We start from the raw sequence: 3,071 nt of genomic DNA on the forward strand, positions 1-3,071 counted from the left end.
ATGAACACATCGAAATACCGGTCATCAGCGAAAGCACCGGTATCGAGCAGTTCGTACTCGAACTCCTCCCGCGATCGCCTCCGGTTTGTCTCGATCAAGTCCCGGTACGGGTATTCTCGCTGCGGGTACTTATAGAGGTACTTCATGTAGGAGTGGGTGGGGGTGCTGTCGAGGTAGAAGTAATACTCCTTGACGTCCTCGCCATGGTTACCTTCGCTGTTGGTGAGGCCGAAGAGGCGCTCCTTCAAAATCGGGTCGCGCTCATTCCATAACGCCAGCGCGAAGCACAGCCGCTGCTTGTCGTCGCACAGTCCGCCGAGCCCGTCCTCGCCCCACCTGTAGGCCCGTGAGCGGGAATGGTCGTGTGTGAAGTAGTTCCAGGCATCGCCATTGTCGCTGTAGTCTTCTCGCACCGTTCCCCACTGCCGCTCGCTGAGGTAAGGGCCCCACTTCTTCCACGGCACCTGGGCCTCACGCGCATCGTTCAAGCGCGTTTGTTCCGCTACGTCAACGATTTGAGAGCCCATGCTTTCCTCCGTTACAGGTGAATGAACTCAGCTCGACGCAACGCAGGCGGGCGCGTCGCACCCACACTCATCGCGCACGAATCAGGCAACGCCGGTATATCGATACGAGTGGTGTCAAGGTTTTGCTTTCTTCCAAACTTCACAAGCATCTTGACGGCCAAATAATCAAAAAACGTCTCCAGAAAAAAACGACGTCACCTTTATTCTCGCTCGACAGGCGCGGAAGCATGAATTCGGATTGAATTGGCTGGTGTCGTCATAGCCGTCGATGCGCCAGCCGTGATCGGTCAGGTATAAGTTCCAGGTGCCGTCATCGGCAACCCGCGTCATGCGTTCGCAGGCCGATGCCATCCAGTTCGACGAATAGTCGCAGGTCGCATCGGCGACCTGCGGAACCAGAGCGGGGGCCACGACAATCGCGACGACCGCAGTCTTGATGGGGGTCTTTTTCATCGCTCTTTTTTACAGAGTGGTATCACCCGCGGGGCCCGTGCGCGGCCCGTTGGTGGTGCTGTTGCGGGTCGCCAGCGGGCTGGTCGGTGCTCGTGAGCGTCGGCTCGATGGCCGCCGACGGCGCGCCCTCATCGGTCCACGCCTGCAGCAGGGTAAAGGTCACCGCGAGTATCACCGGGCCGATGAACAGGCCGACGATTCCGAACGCGATCACCCCACCGATCACTCCGGTCAGGATCAGCAGCAGCGACAAGTCCACGCCTCGCTTGATCAGCAGCGGCCGTAGCACCTTATCGAGCATCATGATAAGCAGCGTCCACACCCCCAGCGCAATCGCCGTGATATGTTGGTCGTGATAGAACAGCCAGACCGCCGCGCCGATCAGCGGAAGCGCCGGACCGACCTGCGCGAGACAGAGAATCAGGATCACCGCGGTCAGCACGCCCGCGCCGGGGACGCCGGCGACATACAGGCCGAGACCGCCGAGCGCCGCCTGCACAGCCGCGGTCATAACGATCCCGAGGGCGACCGCACGGATCGCCAGTGCACTGAGGCGCACTGCCGCCGCGCCGCGTTCGGCGGCAATGCGCGTCGCGAAGCGCACCACGCTAAGGGCTCCCGCTTCGCCCTGTGCATAGAGAATGCCGGCAATGACCACGGTTAGCACTAAGTGAATCGCCAGCACGCCGACCGCGCCCGCTTGGCTGAGCAGCCATTTCGCGGCGACGATTGCATAGGGCTGCACTTGCGCAAGGATGCCGCCGCGACCCGCGTCGGACAAGCGCTGCCACTCGCGGGCGGAGCGTTCGCCGGCAAGCGGCACTTCATGCAGCCAGCGGGGCGGGGGAGGCAGCGTGTAGTCGGGCAGTGCCTCGGCCTGGTCGACAATGTCGCCGCCATGCTCGGCGATCGTCGACACCGCTCCATACAGCGGCAGGACGATCACGACCAGCAGCCCGGCTAGCATCACAGTGACGGCTATCCAGCGGCGGCCACCGATGCGCTTTTCGATCCGGATCATCAAGGGCCAAGTGGCGACAACGATCATCGTCGCCCAGATCAGCGCAGGCAGAAATGGACGGACAATATAAAGACTGCCGAAGATCAGCAGCGACAGAATCACGATGATCAGCAGGATGCGGGCAATATCGACCGGCGGTCGCGAATTCACTTCATTCCCCTGACATGCGACTAAGCCGCAGCCCGCGCGGAGGCCTGCGGTGCGGTTGTACATGTTACCGACAGGCCTGAGCCATGGACAGTGGCCCCGCTTTCGCGCGGCTGCCGCGTAGACCGCAGAGCGCCGCAGACCGCAGACTCGATGTCTCACCTGCTCAGCCTATAACTTTAGGAGGACTGCCGCCATTGGACCTTGGTCCAATGGACGGGTGCGAAGGAAGTAACCGCTAGTTGTCCGTGAACGACAATGAAGAGGCATTGAGCCACTGCACGTGGGCTGATCAAGGTGCTGTGACAGGTCGTGGGGGGCCTGTCGCGTGTAAGTTCGACCGGACTCCGGCCATCTACGTCCGTTGGCCCGAGCTTTCATGCTGACATTCGAACGTCGGCTTCGCCCAGCTAACGGGTCGAGCGCCGATCCTGTCCGGCACATCGTTGTACTCAACTGCCGTTCGCCCACGCCAGCGTGCAATAATCCCTCGGCTCGCGGTACCGCCAAAAAACCGCGTATGTCTTTCACGTCCCGGCGCCAATCTTCATCGCGTCCACCAACTGTCGCGTGGACAGCGCCGAGAAGTCGGGCCAGAGTTTGACTTCCGCCTTGTCGACGTCCTGCTTCAGTGTGGCACGCCAAGACAGCGACGTCGCCTTTACTGCTTTACCTGATGTACGTTTGTGGTCAGCGAACGGAAGCGTTCCCACATGGCACAGCCGAGCACCACACAGGAGCAAGTCTTGAGACAAGTCGGTCATCTGCCCATCGTAGCTTTGCTGCGCGCGCTCTCTGAACCGCGCCGGGTTTGTCGGAGACCGCCGAGTTTGGCGCTACGCCGCTCGCGCGGATAGCACCAGATTCCGATTGTAAGCTTCCTCTGCCTCTGCGGGCGACACGTACCCAAGCGGGCCGAGCAA

The 3,071-nt window shown here is 61.4% G+C and carries 3 protein-coding genes and 1 pseudogene; all 4 read right to left on the minus strand.

Features of this window, described 5'->3' with window-relative positions; all coding sequences use genetic code 11:
* Positions 1 to 527 (minus strand): annotated as a pseudogene (locus AWB67_RS35765) (MGH1-like glycoside hydrolase domain-containing protein); the annotation flags it as partial.
* 165 nt (positions 528 to 692) lie between these two features.
* Entirely contained in the window at positions 693 to 980 is a 288-nt protein-coding gene (locus tag AWB67_RS35770) for a hypothetical protein (RefSeq protein ID WP_087660605.1), read from the minus strand.
* Between the two features lie 22 nt (positions 981 to 1,002).
* Positions 1,003 to 2,214: an AI-2E family transporter YdiK gene (ydiK, locus tag AWB67_RS35775; RefSeq protein ID WP_200822402.1), complete on the minus strand. Its 1,212-nt coding sequence runs from the start codon at positions 2,212 to 2,214 to the stop codon at positions 1,003 to 1,005.
* A gap of 461 nt (positions 2,215 to 2,675) precedes the next feature.
* Positions 2,676 to 2,912: a hypothetical protein gene (locus tag AWB67_RS35780; protein WP_087660606.1), complete on the minus strand. Its 237-nt coding sequence runs from the start codon at positions 2,910 to 2,912 to the stop codon at positions 2,676 to 2,678.
* Positions 2,913 to 3,071: the final 159 nt, after the last annotated feature.

The sequence above is a fragment of the Caballeronia terrestris genome (assembly GCF_001544515.1).
GTDB lineage: Bacteria > Pseudomonadota > Gammaproteobacteria > Burkholderiales > Burkholderiaceae > Caballeronia > Caballeronia terrestris.